Here is a 16,604-nt window from a genome sequence, read left to right as displayed (position 1 = left end):
TGTGCAAACGCGGATGCAACGCTCGCGCAGCAACGAGGCGCAGGCGCGAATGCAATCGGCACGCTTGGCCTACACATGCAAAATGCCGTCGCAGGCGGAGAAACTCAGAAGCTATGCTTTAAGCCCACCGTGACCGACACCTGCTTGTCGGTCGAAGAATTCGGCAGATTGGGAATCTGCGCGTAGTTCGCGGCCTGCCCCGTCACAGGGTTCGTGCCGATTCCGCTTCCCGCCGCCTTCTGGAAAATCCCAACCGCGTAAAGCGTCGTGCGCTTCGACAAGCTGTACGTTGCGCCCAGATTCACCTGATGGAATTTCGGCGAGCCGCTTACATCGGTTTTCATCGAGTTGTAGATATACGCCGCGCCGAGCGTCAGTGCCGGTGACAGCGCATAAGTCCCGTTCACCTCGACGATATCGAATCGTGCATCCGCGCCCTGCGGACGCGTGGCGCTCGCGAAATACAGACTGTCGTCGAGCGTCGTATGCGTATAGACGAGGCCGATCGTCGCCGGCCCGATCGTGTACGAGCCGCCCGCGCCAAACGCCTTCAACGCATGCGCGTTCTGCAACTCGCAGTACATCGCCGTCGGATTTGAACACGCGAAGTCGCCGATATAACCCTGCTCGCCGCCGAGCGCCGCATCGAGCGGATTGTTCAGGTCGAGATAGCCGATGCCGAACGAGAAGGGCGCGTTGTTGTAGCTCGCGGAAACGGCCCAGCCGCGCTTCTGCGAGAAGTCGTCCGCGACGCCGCCCAGCGAGTACGTGCCGCTCACGGAGAAGCCCGCGAAGGTCGGGCTCACGTACTGCACCGCGTTGTTCAGATTGAGCGCGGCGTTCAGGTTGTCGACGTCGCCGATGTGCGAGCCATACAAGGTCGCCCACGTGATGCTCGACGCGTACGGCGCGAGCGCGTTCGTGTACGAGTCGAACTGTCGGCCGAAGGTCAGCGTGCCGTAACGCTCGTTGGTCAGACCGACCCACGCGTTCTGATTGAAGAGCGCGCCCGCTTGCACGAAGTTGCCGCTGCCCGTGAAGAAGCTGTTTTCGAGCTTGAACGTCACGGCCGTGCCGCCGCCGATGTCCTCGCTGCCCGTCAGGCCGAAACGCGACGGCGCGAGATTGCCGCCCGTGAACTGAAAGTTGTGGCCGCCGCCGATACTGCCGTCCGCATGCGTGACCTGCTGGTTGTTCGTGTACGTGATGCCGGCGTCGACGTCGCCGTATAACGTGATGCTGCTTTCGGCGTGCGCGATGCCGTGTGCGGCCATCGACGCGACGAGCGCCGCCACCGCCGCCGCGATCGTGCGCGGCGTCGTCGGATGCTTCATGTCTCTTCCCCTTTGTACTTGCCTTTGTCGTTGCAATCGCGTGACGCGGGCGCTTACGCGTAATTGATCATCACCGACTTGCTTTCCGTGTACTGATCGATGACGGCGCGGCCCAGCTCGCGGCCGAAGCCCGATTGCTTCATGCCGCCGAACGGCATCGCGTTGTCGAGCAGCGAGTGGCAGTTGACCCACACGGTGCCCGCCGCAATGCGCGGAATCAGCTTGTGAATCGCGGACAGATCGTTCGACCAGATGCTTGCGCCCAGACCATACGGCGTGTCGTTGGCGAGCTGCACGGCGCTGTCGATATCGTCGAAGGGCATCGCGACCAGCACCGGCCCGAAGATCTCTTCGCGCACGACGCGCATCGAGTGATTCGTATCGACCATCACGGTCGGCTCGACGAAGAAGCCCGGCTTGTCGATCGCCTTGCCGCCCGCGACGGCGCGCGCGCCTTCCGCGAAGCCCGAGTCGAGATAGCCGCATACGCGCTCGCGCTGCTTCGCGGACACGAGCGGGCCGATCTGCGTCGACGGGTCCATGCCCGCGCCGATCTTCAGGTTCTTCGCGATCTGCGCGACGCCGTCGATCACCTTGTCGAATACCTTGCCGTGGATATAGACGCGCGAGCCTGCCGTGCACACCTGGCCCTGGTTGAAGAAGATCGCGTTGGCGACGCCTTGCGCGGCCTTGTCGATATCGACATCGGGCAGCACGATCACAGGCGACTTGCCGCCCAGTTCCAGCGACATGCGCGTCATGTTGTCGAGCGCCGCGTGGCCGATCAGCTTGCCCGTCTGCGTCGAGCCTGTGAACGCGATCTTGTCGATGCGCGGATCGCGCGACAGCGCAGCGCCTGTCGTGTGGCCGTAGCCGGTGACGATATTGACGACGCCTTGCGGATAACCCGCTTCGACGATCAGTTCGCCGAGGCGCAGCGCGGTGAGCGGCGTGTCTTCAGCGGGCTTCAGCACGACGGTGCAACCCGTCGCGAGCGCGGGGGCGAGCTTCCATGCGGCCATCAGCAGCGGGAAATTCCACGGAATGATCGCGCCGACCACGCCGACGGGTTCCTTGCGTGTGTACGCGAACACTTCGCTATTCGGCATGTACGGCAGGCCCGCATCCATCACGTTGCCTTCGATCTTCGTCGCCCAGCCCGCCATATAGCGGAAGCACTGCGCGGCCATCGACACATCGAGCCCAAGCGCGACCATCACCGGCTTGCCGTTGTCGAGCGATTCGATTTCGGCGAGCTCGCGCGCGTTCGCTTCGACGAGATCGGCGAGTTTGAGCAGCAGACGTTCGCGGTCGGTGGTCTTCATCGTGCGCCACGGGCCCGCGTCGAACGCGCGGCGCGCGGCGGCGATGGCCTGCTGCACGTCGTGTTCGTTCGCTTCGGGCACGCGCGTGAGCACGCTGCCGTCGGCGGGATTCACGACGTCGATCGTGCGGCCCGACGAGGCATCCGTCCACTCGCCGCCGATCAGCATCTTCTTCGGCTTCGCGAGGAACGCTTGCGTCGAGTCGAGCAGCGCAAAGGTGTGATTCGTCTCCATGTCCGTTTCCTTGATTGAAGAGGTTCAGTAGCGGTCCGCGACGCCCGTGATGCCGCGCTCGTGCAGATCGCGGATCAAACGTGCGCGCACGGTTGCGACATCGGAGAAAGCAGGGCGGCGGTGCGCCGTGATTTCATCGGCCGTATAGGGCTTGAAGTCGTTCGGCAGCGCGTCGCGGTTCATCGTCGTGAGCAGCCAGTTCAGCACGTCGGCGAGTTCCTGATCGGAGAGCGCCGAGTTCGATGCGCCCGGCACGCGCATCACGTATTCGCGGCCTGCGGGCAGATGTTCGAAGTAGCCGAGCGAATTCGCGAGCGGTGGCACCTTGCCCGGGATGCCGCCGCCCGTCGCCGTGTGACAGCCCATGCAGTTGAGCACCCAATGCTGTTGCGCGAGCGCGGCATCGGCTTTGCTCTGCGCGTTTGCGGACGACGGCGGCGCGAGCGTCGCGACGCATGCAAGCAGCAGCATCGACACGCGGCGCGCGGCGACGATCCACGGTGCGCCCGCCGAAGCAGCCCGTGCGCGCTTTTGCGTGTGCCGTTGCGGGTACGGTTGCATGCGCTGTTGCATGAGCGGCGGCACGTGCACACGCTGACGGGCACGAGGCACGCGGACGACGTTCATAGGCCGAGTCCCTTCGTGACGACGGCGCGTTGCGCGTGAACGGCTGCGCTGTCCATCGTCTGCGCGCGGGCCGCCTTGATGTCGGCGGCCGTGAAAGGCTTTGCGTCGCGGTGCTGTGCGTTCAGATCGAACACGACGTAGTTCAGCACCTGAGCCAGGTCCTCATCGCTTGCGCTCGCGAAGCTCGGCATCTTGAAGTTGTAGCTCTTGTCGCGTACCTGGATCTCGCCGAACATGCCGTGCACCACCGTCGATGTCAGTTGCGCGCGCCCTTGCGCCGTCGTCGAGTACTTGCCCGGATATTCGGTGAGCGGCGGCGCGAGTCCGTCCTGACCCTTGCCGCCCGCCTGATGGCAAACGGCGCATTGCGCGTCGAACATGCTCTTGCCCGCAGGGTAATGCGCGGCCTGTTGCGCGTGCGCGATGCCCGCCGTCGCAAACGATGCAGCCGCCGCGATGCACGCGGCTGCGATTTTTCCAGCGTGATTTGCGTTCATTGCTTTGCTGCTCCCAGCAGGACCGAAACCGAACAGTGATAGTTCGAATTGCCGTTCGCCATGCACCAGTTGATGTCGTTGTCGAGCGACAGCTTGTAGAGCGGCCTCTCGCGCTCGTTGCGATTGCAGAAGCACTTGCCGCACGAAGTCTTGCCGCAGCAGTCGTTGTACGAAACGATGTAGTCGGAGCCGTCGTGCGGATTGCGGCAGGTGCCGATCCACGTGATCGGCGAAGGCGTCGTGCCTGGCGGGCAACTGCTCGACGTGCCGCCGCAGCAGCTGCACAGCCAGCCGTCGATTGCGCAGTACTTCCAGTAGTCGCAGCTCATAGGGTCGTCGCTCGCACCCGATGCTGCGGCTCCCGATGCGCCCGACGCCGACGACGCCGCATCGGCCGCATACGCGGTGCGATCGACGGGCAAGAGCGGCAGCATCGCCGAGCCGACCAGCACCTTGCCGAGCTTCGCCATCGCACTGCGCCGCGAACTGCGCTGCGCGACGCCGCGCGCCGACTTCTCGAACCATGAATCAAAAACGCCCATATGTTGTTCTCCGCTCAGGTTGAAAGAAGATTCGGCGCATCACACGTGCTGTGCGTGCTGGCCGTGGCGATGGTCGCCGTGCACGAACTCCTGCAGCGACGCGACACCGCGCTCCTTCGCTTCGAACAGGCTTTCCAGATGCTCGCGTGTGTTGACGAGACCCTTCGAACGCACCTTGCCGCTTTCATCGAGCAGGACGGCATACGGCAGCTTGCCGATCTGATACGCCATGCCAAGTTCTTGCGACAGCACATACGGGAAGCGCTCGAGGTTGTGCTTCCGCGCGAAGCGCGTGTGTTCGGCGAGATCGCCGTCGCTTGCGAGCACGATGTTGACGGGCGTCGCTTCGCTGGCCTGCAGCGACGGCAGCAAAGGCAGCAGCTTCTTGCAGACGGGGCACGTCGGCGACAGGAAGAAGAGCAGCGTGGCCTTGCCCTGTGCATCGATGCCGCCCACTTTCACTTGCGAGCCGCGAATGTCGGAGAGTTCGAACGTCGGTGCGATCGCGCCGACGGCGGGCCCTTTGTCGATCATCAGCGCGCCTGTGGGCATGATGCGTTCGTACAGAATGCCGACCTGGCGAACGAGAGCAAGACAGATCGCGCCGAGCGCGAGAACGGCGATCCACAACAGCGCGGTGGAAACGGTGAGAGCGGTTTGCATCATGAATTCCTCAAATGAGAGAGGCGCGGCACGTTGGCGAGCAGCACATCGAAAGTAAGCAGTGCGCAGACGATCAGCAGCACGGCGAAGAAAAGCGTCAGGTAGTCGAACCACACGATCGAACGCGCGGCGGGCTCGATGAATGCGGTGGCGGCGAGTGCCGCGAGCAACAATGCGCGCGCGACATGAAACCAGCCGATGCCGCGCGGCGCGTTCCCTTGCGTTGCGGCTCGCGTTGCGGCGAAGCCCGAGCAGCCGCAGTCGATATCGGTGTGGCCGCGCGCGATGTTGAACGCGAGGCCCGCTGCGAACACGAGCAACAGCGCAGTGAGCGCGATGGCGCCGAACATGCGCGTATCGGGGAACAGCAGCGCGGCGGCGCCGGCCGTTTCCGTGGCCGCGATGACGAACGCGGCGGGCGCCGTCAACGCATCGGGCAACAGTCGATAACCGGCGAGCGCCTGACGGAACACGGCGGGGCGCCGCCATTTGGCGACGGCGCCGAGCAGCACGACAATCGCCGTGCTGGCTTGCGCGCCCGTCGCAAGTACAGGATCGATCATCATCGCGGCCTCACGGATTGACGAGCAGCGTCGACGTATTGCCGATCTGCTTTTCGACGTTGCGCAGCTTGCCCGTGCGCGCATCCATCACGACGAGATCCGACGTGCCCGTGATGCCGTAGAAGAGCGGCTTGTCGTCGTCGCTGACCTGGATCGACGCGAGCGGGTCGATCTTCTGCTGCGACAGATCCCAGCGCGCGATGCGCTTCTTCGTCTGCAGGTCGTACACCCAGATTTCCGTGCCGGGATCCTTGTGCGAGCCTTCTTCGCCCTTGTGCATCGCGATGTAATAGCGATGCAGCTTCGCCTGCACGGCCGTCTGCTGCATGCCGACCGGACGCCAGCCTTCGGTGCGCTCCGCGTCTGTCAGCAGCGACCACGGCTTGCCGAACACGGGCTTGTCGCCGTGGAAATCCGCCGAGCGCACCATGCCGTGAAAAGTCGTGAACAGATAGCCGCCCTGATACGGCGACGCGTTGATAAAGGCTGGGTCCTTGTCGACGTCGATGAACGCATCGGACATCGTGCGCTTCGCTTCCTTGCCGTTCACATCGAGCGTGACGGTCAGCGCCTTGCCGCTTTCGCATAGCCCCGTGAAGCGGTCGTTGCCCGACGGATACGCGAGCACGCATGCCGCCATGTCGATCTCCGACAGCACCTTCTTCGATGCCACGTCGATCACCGTCACGGAAGCGGCGGGCGTGATGTTCGACACGTAAAGGCGCTTACCGTCCGCGCTGAACGTGGTGTTGTACGGCGTCGGAATGTGCTGGCCGTGCTTCGGCGGAATCACGATTTCGCCTGCGTGATCGAGCGTCGCGTTGTCGGTCAGCTCGACGACGTCGGTGCGCTCGCCGTGCGAGCCGCGCGCGAAATAGGTCGTCGAAACGAAGCTCGTCTTGTGATCGGGCGAAATCGCAAAGCCCGGCGCAAAGCCTGCGTCGATCTGGCCGAGCAGCTTCTTTGCGTCGGCGTCGTACAGATAGACGCGCGCATCCGTCATCGACGGCATCGAAATATCGACGACGAATACTTCGTGCGGATGCCACGGCGGCAGCTTCTGCACGGTCAGCTCTTCGGGCTTTTCGATTGCGTGCGCGCTGCCGATGCATGCAGCCGCGAATGACAGCGTCGCCGCGATGCACGCGGTTCGTCGCCTTGTTCTCATGTCGCCTCCAGTGATGATTCACGATGTGTGAGGCGACTTTAGATCGACGAAAAATCAGGCCAGTGCCGAAACCGGCAATGCGTGCGTGCCGATTTGGGATATTGGTAGTCTTGCTGAAAGAGATGTAGGGCGTGTGTTGGCTTGCGTTCGGTGGATTCGTCGGGGGTAAGGGTTTGTCACGAGTGGTTTGTCACCAGCGGCAAGCCTAATGCCCTCGACGGTCACGCGTCACGGTCACATCGCCGTATCGCCGCCGAGCGAAGGCGAGATCGTGCTGTCGCGGTTCGGATCGTCGGCGCTTTCGTTGACGCTTTCGTCGGCGCTTTCGTCGGCGCTTTCGTCGGCGCGAACGGCCGCAACTCAAAGTCGACTCATCGCGCCATGAGCGGGAATCGCGGCCGCGTTCGCGGTCTTGGGCTTGCGCACGATCCGCCTCGCGGGCAGAAAGCGCCAGACGAGCAGCACGAGTGCAAGCAGCGCGGGACACCAGCGGACATTGGTCGCGACGGGCGTCGGATGCGCGAACCGCGCGTCGGTCAGCGGCGCGCGCAGCGAATCGGCAGCGACCAGCCGCTTGTAGCCGAAGCCGAGATGCCCGGCGACGGCTTCGAGATACGTCTCCCGAAGCTCCGACAGTTCTTCGTGGCTCTCGGCCGTGGCGGGCGCGTCGGGCGTCGGCTGTACCTGGCGCACTTCGTCCGCGCGCCAGAAGCCGGTGCGCACGCCGTCGGCGTTCGTCTTCGGTATCGGCGCCGGCTGATCGCCGCCGACGCCGACCAGCCATCCATGCACGAGTCCTTGAGGAATATCGCGCACGCTCGTCTCGTTCGGCGCGACAGGGGGCGCTTCCTGGCCATCGGTGACGAAGACGATATCGGTGTTGTGGCCCAGCTCCGCAGCCGCGCGTATCGCCGAATAGAGGCCGCCTTGCGCGATCACGCTGCTATTCACCCAACGCATCTTGCCCGTGATCTGATCGAGCGAGGACAGCAGCGCGTCATAGTTGCTGCAAACCTCGACGGGCGCGAGCAACAGCAGCGAGCGCTGATTCGAGAACACGCTCCAGCCGATCTCCGATCCGCATGGCAAGTGCTGCAACGCATCGCTCATCGCGGCGCGCGCGAAGTCGAGACGGCTGACCGGCTTGCCGCCCATCGAGACGTCCTCGACATCCATGCTCTGCGTGATGTCGAACGTGACGACGTATCGGAAGATGGGGCGCGTGAACTGCACGGGCGGCATCCACACGGCGGCGGCGAGCAGCAGCGACGCCAGCGGAAGCTGCCACCAGCGGCGCCCCAGATGCGGCAGCGATGTGCGTCGCGGCGCCTTCACGGCAGTTCCTCCGGCGCCGCGCCGCGCACGTTGATGTTGTGCTGCTCCTTGATGTCCTTCTCGTCGTCGGCGGTGTCTTGAGCTTCCGGCGCAAGACGCAGCGCGCGTTCGAGGTTGTAGCGCGCGTCCCAGTCGCCGGGGTCGAGGCGCAGCACTTCGCGATAGCGCGCCTTCGCGCTTTCGAGCATCGGCGGCGAGCGCACGGGCCCTTGCGCGTCGTCGCCCGCGGCTTCGCGCAGATACATGTTGGCGAGATCGTAGAGTGCGATGCGGCCCGTCTCGCTAGATTGCGCGAGCCGCCCGAGATCGTAGTAGAGCTTGCCCGCTTCGGCATGCTGGCCCGCGCGCGCGAGTGCGACGGCTTGCGCGAGCCGCACGGCCGGGTCTTGCTGATTCGCGGCTGTCTTGCTCCACTGGCTCGGCGGCTGCGTGGAGATCGCGGCGATCTCGCGATTCGCGCCGGCCACATGCAGCAGGCGCACCGCGTTGTATCCGGCGACGGCCGCGCAGCACAGCGTCGCCGCGCCGAACATCAGGTGAATGGGCAGGCGCTTCACGACAGACTCCGCTTTTGCACGAACCAGATGCACAGCAGCAACACGCAGCAGAGCAACGCCGTTGCGAAACACCATGCGCTGCCGTCCTGTCGCGGCAGCCGCTCGACGAACGACACGGGCGCGTTCTCGTTGCGCGCGATGTCGGTCATTGCGCGCGCAACCTGTTGAGGGCTGTCCGCCTGGTACAGACGATAAGGTGTCGGCATCGACAGGAAGTAACGATGCAACTCGGCTTCCGGTGAATGGTCCGATGCGGCGAGCCGCGCATGCAGATCGGGGCTGTACACGCCGCTGCGCAGATAGATGAAATACAGCGCGACGCCATTGCGCGCGAGCCCCGCGCGAATGCGCTCGCGCGCAACGTTGTCGAGCAGCGCGCCGCCGTCCGATACCAGCACGATCGCGCGGCTGCTCGTGCGCGCGCGGCCGTCGAACAGCTCGACGGCTGACTGGATGCCACGATCGAGCAGCGTGTCGGGCATGCCGCGCCCGACGGCCGTCGCATTGATAGCGGCGTCGATCACCGTGCGATTGCGCGTGAAGGGCACGGCCAGCATCGGATGCGTGCCGAACAGCATGAACGCGAAGCGGTCGTTGACGCGCTGCGCGACGAATGCGCTGATCGCATCGCGTGCCATCTGGTTCTTCGTTTCACCCGCCGTCGGCGCGTCGGCGACATTCGCGCTGCCGGTGCCCATCGGCGCGTACATGCTGCCGCTTCCGTCCATCAGGATCAGGATTTCGGCGCCCGCTCCCGTGATCCGTTTCTGTTCGCCGGAGAAGCCTGGGCCCGCCAGCCCGACGATGACGGCCGCGAGCGCGAGCATCGCGGCCGCTCGCCAGACGAAGGCGACGACGCCGCCCGCGCGGTCGCGCGGCAGCCACGCGACGTACGAATACGGCAGCATGTCGATGCTCCGGCGCAGCAGCGGCAACGCAGCGAGCGGCAGCAGCGCGAGCGCCCACGGATAGAGGAAGTCGGGAGGCGTGCTCATCGGTGATGACGCTTTTCTGCGCGATAGAGCGCGCGGAACAGCTCGCGCAGCGAAAACGGCGTCGCGACGGGCAGGTCGCCGAAGAAGCGGTCCGACGATCGCTGGAAGAACTGCTCGATCTGCGGCCGAAGCTCGCGCAGATGAGGCGCGTTGTTCGTCAGGCCAAGGATCGAGCCGGCGTGCACGACGCGTCCCGCCGCTTCGTCGAGCGCCCGATGCAGGCCGCGCCATGCGTCGGGGTCCGCTTCGAGCGCGGCGTCGTCGTGCTGGCCGAAGCGGGCCCACGCCTTCGCGAACGGAAGCCGCATCGCGTCGCGCCTGTTGCGCGCGATCCACCAGCCCAGCCACGCGAGCAGCACCGCGACGGTCAGTGCGATCCAGACGGCCATCGCGCGTTCGAGCGGCGCAGTGGATTGCGTGGGAAGCAGCCGGTCGGGCTGAAGCGTCGCGAGGCGTCCCGCGTCGGCGACGCTCAAGGGCGCGAGCGGGCCGATCGACAGTGGACTCTCCGCGATATCGAGCGTCGCGCCCGACGTTAGACGCAATTGCAGCGGCGGCGTCGAAGTCACGGTCGGCGCGCGCGGCGAATTCATCACCTGATAGTCGAGCACGAGCCAGCGGCGGCCATCGGCATCGGTTCTAATCGACGGCGGGCGGCGTTCGAGCCACGCGTTGACGCGGCCTGTCGATGGCATCGCGGAAAGCGCCGCGTCGGTTCCGTGATCGTCGAAGAGAATCTGCTGGGTCAAGATGTCGCCGAGCACATGGCCGAACGCGCGAGGCTGTTGCACGGTGGCAGGTTTAGTCTGCGGTGCTTGTGGCGTTGGTTGTGACGTTGCGGGCGCTGCATGTGTTGTCCGTCCAGCAATGCTTGCGATCATCAGAACAGCTGCAAGCGCAACGAAGTGCGAGCGCGCGCGTTGCGCACATGCGCGCGAAGACTGCATCGACGACGGGACGTCAGCGCGATTCATGCCGTCATCTCGAGAAAGTAGCGGCTGAGCGCCTCGGCATTGAACGCGCCGCGATTGAAGAACGGACGGATGCCATGACGAGCAAACGCAGCGACGATTTGCGCTTGCCGTTCGGCGACGGCATTGCGCCAGCGGTTGCGGACCGAGTCGCGCATCCACATCGTCCGCGCCTCGCCCGATTCGATATCGGCCAGCGACATCCAGCCGTTCTGCGACGGCGGCTCGATTTCGGCGCGGTCCCAGATCACGATGGGGACGACCCACGCGTGAGTCAGCGTGTCGAGCAGTCCAGACAGCGCGTCGAGCGGCCAGTGAAAATCGGAGACGAGAAAGACGAGACACGCGCGCCCCGCAAGACGCGTGACGGCATCGCGCAAGCCGCCCGCGCGCGCGCCCGTTTGCGGCGGCGCCGCCGTTTGCGTAGACGCGCGCAGCAGTTCGCCCATCAGCGCGCCCATGCCGCGCGCGTGCCGCGCGGGCACGAAGAGATCTTCGCGCCCGGTATCGTCGAAGGCGATCATGCCGACGGGATCGCCGATGCGAAACGCGCTGTGTCCGAGGGCCTCGACGAACGTTGCGGCGACATCGAGCTTCGTGTGCGCGGCGCCGAAGCGCATCGACCCCGACACATCGACGACGGCATGCACGGCCACGGCCACGCGCTGCCGGTGAACGCGCACGAGCCACTCGCGCTGGACCGTGCGCACGCTTGCGCGCACATCGATCCGGCGCGGATCGGGATAGTCGAACAGCCGCGTGTGCGCCGCGAACTCCTGGCCGATGCCGACACTGGAGCCGCGATGTCCGCCGGGCCGCGCGCCCGATACGCGCATCGGCAGGCGGTACTGGAACTCTGTCAGCGTGTTCACGGCGCCGCGATCCTCGATACGATCTGCGCGATCAGCGCATCGGCGAGTTCCTGGCGGCGCAGTTCGTAGACGGGCGTGAAGTACACGCGATGGCCGAGCGTCGGCAGCAGCACGCGGTGAATGTCCTCGGGCATCAGATACGTGCGCCCTTCGAGCCACGCGACGACGCGCGCCGCGCGCAGCAGCGCGCTCATGCCGCGCGGGCTCGCGCCGGCGAGGATCAGGCGCTGCATGTCCACGTCCTCGAGCGCGATGTCGAATTGCGTCGGGTTTTCCGTCGCGCGCCAGATGTCGAGCGCGTAACGTTCGATCGCTTCGCTCGCGTGAATCGTGCGCTGAATCCCCGCCGCGATTGCATTGAGCCGTTGCCACGGCAGCACGTCGGGCGCGACGCGCGCGAGCAGCGCTTCCGTGTCGTGAAAGGCGGGGTCGAACACGAGCGCGCGACGCGCGGGCTGATCGTCGGGCGTCGACATGTTCAGCTCGAACATGAAGCGGTCGCGTGCAGCCGCCGCCAGCTCGAACGTTTCTTCTTTCTCGACCTTGTTGCGGTCGGCGAACACGGTCATGTGCGGGAAGCGGTATTCGCGGTCGAACGCAAACACGGAGCGCTCGGCCATCGCGCGCAGCAGCAGCGATTGCACTTGCGGACGCGCGCGGTTGATCTCGTTGAAGAAGAATGTCGCGAGCCGTTCGCCGTGCTTGATCAGCGGGCCCGGCTCGATGCGCGGCTTGCCTTCGGCATCGACATACGTGTGATACACGAGATCGCCCGGCATCAGATCGATCGTGCCTTCGACGCGCTCGAAATCGCCGCCGATCGCTCGCGCGAATGCGCGCAGGATCGTCGTCTTGCCGACGCCGACGCCTCCTTCCAGCAGCGCGTGGCCACGCGCGAACAGCGCGACGTTGATCAGACGGATGGTCTCGCGCTGCCCGATGACAGCGTTCTCCACCTGATGCTCGATATCGAGCGCGAGCTTGCGCCAGTCCTCGAGTAGCTCTTCGCTTTCCATCGGATTCGCCTCTGCGGTCGGCCGTTGTTGAAAGGCGACACGTACGCCAGCGGATCTGAAAGGAAGCGTCGGAGAGGGGCGTGCGCATCAGCGAAAGCGTGGCGCGCACGGTTCGTGCCAGGCGAACGTCGCGGCGCGCCGCGTGACTTCCTGCGATGGCACGTGCAGCGCGGGCGCGCGGCGGCAGCGTTCGCGGCAGGGGCAGTGTGTCACGCCGCCTGCTACAGAGTGCGCCAGGTTTGGCATGTGCGTGAATGGGTGTCCGCTTCGCAATCGCGTATGGATCGCGAGCGGACACCGTTACAACGGCGGCGGCAACGCGTGCCGCCGATCAGATCAGCGTTGTTCAGCGGAGACCCTCGCCGCTGTTTAGCCTCCACCCGCCGAAATGCGCGCCGATTCGCTGATGCGAGCGGATTCGTACGGCATGTCCAGCGACGGTTCCGCATGTTGGAGCACATACGCGCGCCGCATCGGCTTGAGCACGAACAGCGCCAGCAGCGCCGCGACGGCGGCCATGCCGGATGCGAGCATGAACACGGCATGCCAGCTTCCCGTCGCCGCCGTGACGATGCTCGTGAACGGCACGAGCAGCGCGGCCGTGCCTTTTGCCGTGTACAGCAGGCCTGCGTTGGTCGCGGCGAACTTCGGTCCGAAGGTGTCGCCGCAAGTCGCCGGGAAGAGGCTGTAGATCTCGCCCCACGCGAAGAACACGATGCCCGTCAGCACGACGAACGCAGTCGGACTATGGCCGAACTTCGACAGCGCGACAATGCCGATCGCCTCGATCGCAAACGCGACGAACATCGTGTTCTCACGGCCGATGCGGTCGGATACCCAGCCGAAGAACGGGCGCGTCAAGCCGTTGAGCACGCGGTCGATCGCGAGTGCGAACGTCAGCGCGGGCAGCGTCAGGCCGATCAGCGAAACGGGCGAATCGTGCAAGCCGAAGTCCTTGGCGATGGGGCCCAGTTGCGCCGTCGCCATCAGGCCGCCTGCCGCCATCATCACGAACATCAGGTACATGACCCAGAACACGGGTGCGGAGACCACTTCGCGAGGCGTCGCGTTGTGGACGCCGCGCTTGAGCGCGCTCTTCACCGCATTGCTCACATTGGCGAGCATGCTGGCGGGCGGCGCAAGCAGGAAGAGACCGAGCGCGAACACGACGATGCCCTGGCCGAGGCCGAACCAGAGGAAGGTGGCTTCGTATCCGCTGTGCTTGATCATGTTCGCGATCGGCACGACGGTCGCCGCCGAGCCCGCGCCGAATCCGGCCGCCGTGATGCCCGCTGCGAGCCCGCGGCGGGTGGGGAACCACTTGAGCGCATTGCCGACGCACGTGCCATACACGGCTCCCGCGCCGATGCCGCCGATGGCCGCCGCCACGTACAACAGCGGCAGCGACGTCGCCATCGAGTTGATCACCCACGCGAGCGCGCACAGCAGGCCGCCGCCGACCACGACCGGTTTAGGGCCGTACTTGTCGACGAGATAGCCCTCGATCGGCACGAGCCATGTCTCTGTCACGACGAAGATGGTGAACGCGACCTGAATGGCGGCGCGGCCCCAGTGGTACTTCTCGTCGATGGGATTGACGAACAACGTCCAGCCGTATTGCATGTTGGCGATCATTGCCATGCAGATCACGCCGAATACCAGTTGCACCCACGGTGATGCGTACCACGATGCCGCCTGTTCCTGATGCTCCGTCTTCATCTCTGTCTCCTTGGTCGACGGGAGCTGCGCTTTCGCGCTGACTCTCGTCCCATGCTTGATGGTTGCCAACTTGCTTGCCTAATAATTTGCGAAAGCTCTGACCACGCTTCCGATCACCGTCCGCTAAAAATGCAGCGCTGATAGATCCCATACGATATGTGATATATCAAGTAAGTCAAGTGAAAGCGGCAAGGGGTTTTCACCGAGTCGGTTCGTTTGATGAAAGGAAGTTGTAGGTCGTCTTGGCTTATGCTGGGTGAGCAAAAAAAAAGCCCGTCGGCTAGCACAGACGGGCTGAGGACATGCAACGAGACAGGCGTGTTCGCGCATGCCCTGTCGTTATAGATGAAAGTAAAACGTAATGGAAGTTTTTTGTTTGTAAGTGAGTGACGGGAAAATACTTGGGCGCGCAACGATGTTTGACGGGAGCGCCTGCTACGCTTGATAAGGCGCTCGTATCGACAAGCGGTTTTGTGAGGCGGCTTCGGCCATCGGTAGTTACCCTTCGTTGACGCTCGCCGAGTCCAACCGCTAAAGTGTTCGCAATCTGAAAGATTGTGCGATATACGAACAACGCGTGATGCGTGAATGTCGACGCCAAAAGGCGCGGTTTGCGCCGGTTGACAGGATCGAAGCGAAGCACGGAGATCGGTATCGTGCAATATTTCCAGGCACTTTAGGGCGACTGGACGCAGCACAGCAAGCTGCGCCATGTGTAGGAGACAGGCGATGAACCGCACTTCCGTCGTGAACGTTCAGACGTTCATCAACGAGCAGCCATTCGGCGGCTTTCAATGGCTCATTTTCTTCATGTGCTTCGTGATCGTCCTGCTGGATGGTTTCGACACGGCGGCGATCGGCTTCATCGCGCCGTCGTTGCTCACGGAGTGGCATCTTTCCAAGCCCGATCTCGCGCCTGTGCTGAGCGCCGCGCTGTTTGGCCTCGCCTGTGGCGCGCTCGGTTCGGGTCCGTTGTCCGACCGCCTCGGACGCCGCTCGCTGCTGCTCGGCTCGGTGCTCCTGTTCGGCTTTGCATGTCTCGCGTCGGCGTTCTCGTCGAGCATCGGTCAATTGACCGTGCTGCGCTTCGTCACGGGCGTCGGCCTTGGCGCTGCGATGCCGAACGCCGTCACGATGATGGGCGAGTTCTGCCCCGATCGCCGCCGCGCGACGGTGATCAATCTGATGTTCTGCGGCTTTCCGCTTGGCGCCGCGTTCGGCGGCTTTCTCGCCGCGTGGATGATTCCGCATTTCGGCTGGCGCAGCGTGCTGATGCTCGGCGGCGTGACACCTTTGCTGCTCGGTGTCGTGCTGCTCGCCAAGATGCCGGAATCGGTGCGCTTGATGGTGGCGAACCGTCATCCTGTCGAGCGGATTCGCGCGACGCTCGCGCGCATTTCGTCGGCGGCGCTGGATGCCGGTTCGTTCGTGATGACGGAAACCGCGCCGCAAACGGGTGGCAAGGGCGCGGGCGTCGTGCTGTCGCGTTCGTACATCGTCGGCTCGGTGATGCTGTGGGTCACGTATTTCATGGGCCTCGTGATCTTCTATGCGTCGATCAACTGGATGCCAATTCTGTTGAAGGATGCGGGCCTGACGCCGAAGAGCGCGACGCTGATTTCGGCGCTTTTCCCGCTGGGCGGTGTGGGCGCGGTTTTGTGCGGTGTGCTGATGGATCGCTTCAACGCGAACCGCGTGATCGCCGTGTGTTATGCGCTGACGGCCGTCAGCGTCTATTTCATCGGCCAGGCTGCGGGCAATGTCGGCGCGCTCGTGGCGATCGTGTTCATCGCGGGCGTGTTGATGAACACCGCGCAGTCGTCGATGCCGGCGCTTGCCGCTGCGTTCTATCCGACTGAAGGGCGCGGGACGGGCGTGGCATGGATGCTCGGCGTCGGACGCTTCGGCGGAATCGCTGGGTCGTTCCTCGTGGCCGAGCTGACGCGCCGGCATTTCACCTTCTCGGGCGTGTTCGCGACGATCGCGGTCGCGGGGCTGATCGCGTGCGTCGCGCTGCTGATCAAACAGATGGCGCGGCCGCATGGCGTCGATACGCTGCCGAATAAAGTGGAGTCGCTGGGGCATTGATAGAGACGCGAGCGTCACGCCGTCTTCGACCGTGGCGCTCTCTCCGATATTGACTTGTTACGCTGATGCAGTTAGATAACAGGTTCATTCCGTGTCGG

16 protein-coding genes are annotated in these 16,604 nt (G+C 64.6%); 1 reads left to right on the top strand and 15 read right to left on the bottom strand.

What is annotated here, in order from left to right:
- Positions 1-104: 104 nt before the first annotated feature.
- The 15 genes from BN2476_RS14015 to oxlT all read right to left on the bottom strand — a co-directional run bounded on the left by BN2476_RS14015 (position 105) and on the right by oxlT (position 14,418).
- Positions 105-1,334: a porin gene (locus tag BN2476_RS14015; RefSeq protein WP_087734779.1), complete on the bottom strand. Its 1,230-nt coding sequence runs from the start codon at positions 1,332-1,334 to the stop codon at positions 105-107.
- Positions 1,335-1,387: 53 nt separating this feature from the next.
- Complete coding sequence (locus BN2476_RS14010; RefSeq protein WP_087734778.1) at positions 1,388-2,893, bottom strand: aldehyde dehydrogenase family protein; 1,506 nt, start codon at positions 2,891-2,893, stop codon at positions 1,388-1,390.
- 24 nt (positions 2,894-2,917) lie between these two features.
- Complete coding sequence (locus BN2476_RS14005; RefSeq protein ID WP_087734777.1) at positions 2,918-3,520, bottom strand: c-type cytochrome; 603 nt, start codon at positions 3,518-3,520, stop codon at positions 2,918-2,920.
- Positions 3,517-4,017, bottom strand: coding sequence for a c-type cytochrome (locus BN2476_RS14000; protein WP_087734776.1), 501 nt, complete (start codon positions 4,015-4,017; stop codon positions 3,517-3,519). Before BN2476_RS14000 ends, BN2476_RS14005 begins: the two co-directional genes overlap by 4 nt.
- Entirely contained in the window at positions 4,014-4,559 is a 546-nt protein-coding gene (locus BN2476_RS13995; RefSeq protein ID WP_087734775.1) for a methylamine dehydrogenase light chain, read from the bottom strand. Before BN2476_RS13995 ends, BN2476_RS14000 begins: the two co-directional genes overlap by 4 nt.
- A gap of 39 nt (positions 4,560-4,598) precedes the next feature.
- On the bottom strand, positions 4,599-5,225 hold the full coding sequence (gene mauD, locus BN2476_RS13990; protein WP_087734774.1) for a methylamine dehydrogenase accessory protein MauD: 627 nt from the start codon (positions 5,223-5,225) through the stop codon (positions 4,599-4,601).
- On the bottom strand, positions 5,222-5,788 hold the full coding sequence (locus BN2476_RS13985; RefSeq protein ID WP_087734773.1) for a MauE/DoxX family redox-associated membrane protein: 567 nt from the start codon (positions 5,786-5,788) through the stop codon (positions 5,222-5,224). Before BN2476_RS13985 ends, mauD begins: the two co-directional genes overlap by 4 nt.
- 7 nt (positions 5,789-5,795) lie before the next feature.
- Positions 5,796-6,953, bottom strand: coding sequence for an amine dehydrogenase large subunit (locus BN2476_RS13980; RefSeq protein WP_087734772.1), 1,158 nt, complete (start codon positions 6,951-6,953; stop codon positions 5,796-5,798).
- A 360-nt stretch (positions 6,954-7,313) separates the two neighbouring features.
- Complete coding sequence (locus tag BN2476_RS13975) at positions 7,314-8,195, bottom strand: vWA domain-containing protein (RefSeq protein WP_235850823.1); 882 nt, start codon at positions 8,193-8,195, stop codon at positions 7,314-7,316.
- Between the two features lie 89 nt (positions 8,196-8,284).
- On the bottom strand, positions 8,285-8,845 hold the full coding sequence (locus BN2476_RS13970) for a tetratricopeptide repeat protein (RefSeq protein ID WP_087734770.1): 561 nt from the start codon (positions 8,843-8,845) through the stop codon (positions 8,285-8,287).
- A complete protein-coding gene (locus tag BN2476_RS13965; RefSeq protein WP_087734769.1) occupies positions 8,842-9,840 on the bottom strand; it encodes a vWA domain-containing protein in 999 nt (332 codons plus the stop codon). Before BN2476_RS13965 ends, BN2476_RS13970 begins: the two co-directional genes overlap by 4 nt.
- Positions 9,837-10,631 carry a hypothetical protein gene (locus tag BN2476_RS13960; RefSeq protein ID WP_235850821.1) on the bottom strand — a complete coding sequence of 265 codons (795 nt, stop codon included), beginning with the start codon at positions 10,629-10,631 and terminating at the stop codon, positions 9,837-9,839. Before BN2476_RS13960 ends, BN2476_RS13965 begins: the two co-directional genes overlap by 4 nt.
- Positions 10,632-10,810: 179 nt before the next feature.
- Entirely contained in the window at positions 10,811-11,683 is an 873-nt protein-coding gene (locus BN2476_RS13955) for a DUF58 domain-containing protein (RefSeq protein WP_087734768.1), read from the bottom strand.
- A complete protein-coding gene (locus BN2476_RS13950) occupies positions 11,680-12,699 on the bottom strand; it encodes an AAA family ATPase (protein WP_087734767.1) in 1,020 nt (339 codons plus the stop codon). The genes BN2476_RS13955 and BN2476_RS13950 overlap by 4 nt, the downstream gene beginning before the upstream one ends.
- A gap of 369 nt (positions 12,700-13,068) precedes the next feature.
- The gene (gene oxlT / locus BN2476_RS13945; protein WP_087734766.1) at positions 13,069-14,418 is read right to left on the bottom strand and encodes an oxalate/formate MFS antiporter; all 1,350 of its coding nucleotides are present in this window, start codon (positions 14,416-14,418) and stop codon (positions 13,069-13,071) included.
- Between the two features lie 729 nt (positions 14,419-15,147).
- On the opposite strand from oxlT, the gene BN2476_RS13940 reads away from it, so the two are divergent.
- Positions 15,148-16,506, top strand: coding sequence for an MFS transporter (locus tag BN2476_RS13940; protein ID WP_087734765.1), 1,359 nt, complete (start codon positions 15,148-15,150; stop codon positions 16,504-16,506).
- The last annotated feature ends 98 nt before the right edge of the window (positions 16,507-16,604 follow it).

It is taken from the genome of Paraburkholderia piptadeniae (assembly GCF_900007165.1).
GTDB lineage: Bacteria > Pseudomonadota > Gammaproteobacteria > Burkholderiales > Burkholderiaceae > Paraburkholderia > Paraburkholderia piptadeniae.
The sequence above is the reverse complement of the archived record's forward strand: the minus strand, read 5'-3'. Positions and strand labels throughout refer to the sequence as shown.